This is a genomic window from Neisseria sp. P0021.S006 (genome assembly GCF_051956895.1).
The window spans coordinates 1-860 of record NZ_JBQCWZ010000563.1; the positions used below are offsets into that span (position 1 = coordinate 1).

1 pseudogene is annotated in these 860 nt (G+C 52.7%); it reads right to left on the reverse strand.

Annotated features, from left to right (window positions below):
• Nucleotides 1-860: pseudogene (locus ACTHUM_RS15705) on the reverse strand (DNA repair protein RecN); the annotation flags it as partial.

Sequence of the window (860 nt, forward strand, 5' to 3'; positions counted from 1 at the left end):
ATGATGGTTCAACACGCTGATTTCGCTGACGGTTTGCTCCCCTTCGCTATGCTTGCGGACCTGCCAATGGTTTTCACCGCAAGAGGCGACTTGAGGAAGATGGGTTACCGCCAAGACTTGATGTTTTTTACCTAAGGCACGCAAAGCTTTACCGACCATTTCGGCGACGCCGCCACCAATACCGGTATCCACTTCGTCGAAAATCAATGTCGGCACTTGCGTGTATTGGCTGGCAACCACTTGCAAAGCCAAGCTGATACGCGCCAATTCGCCGCCGGAAGCCACTTTATTCAAAGGTCGGGACGGATTGCCTTTATTCGCCGCCACTTGGAATTGTACCTGCTCCAGACCATGTGCGGTCGGCGAAGACGGCAACAAGACGATGTCAAAACGTGCGCCCTTCATGGCCAAATGTTGCATATGCTCGGTGGTCTCTTCGCCCAAACGACCAGCCGCCTGATGACGCATGGCGGAGAGAATATGCGCGGCTTCGTGGTATTCGGCAAGATTGCGTGCGACTGTATTTTCCAAGGCTTCCAAATCGGCAGCCGCGTGCAGGTTTTGCAGGCGCTCGTCAATTTCTGCCAACTTTTGCGGCAACTCTTCCGGCTCAATGCGGTATTTGCGCGCCATGCTCATCAATTCGCCCATACGGCTTTCTTGTGCGGCTAATTCATTAGGATCGATGTCGCTGCGACCGGCCACATCACGCATATTGGCACTGATTTCACCCAACTCAGCTTCAATACTTGCCAGCATATTCAGACTTTCGGCAAAGCGCGGCTCAATGTTTTGCAGATTGCCCAGCAGTTTTTGGCATTGGTAGATTTGACGTTGGATGCCGTTGTCTCCGTCTATAC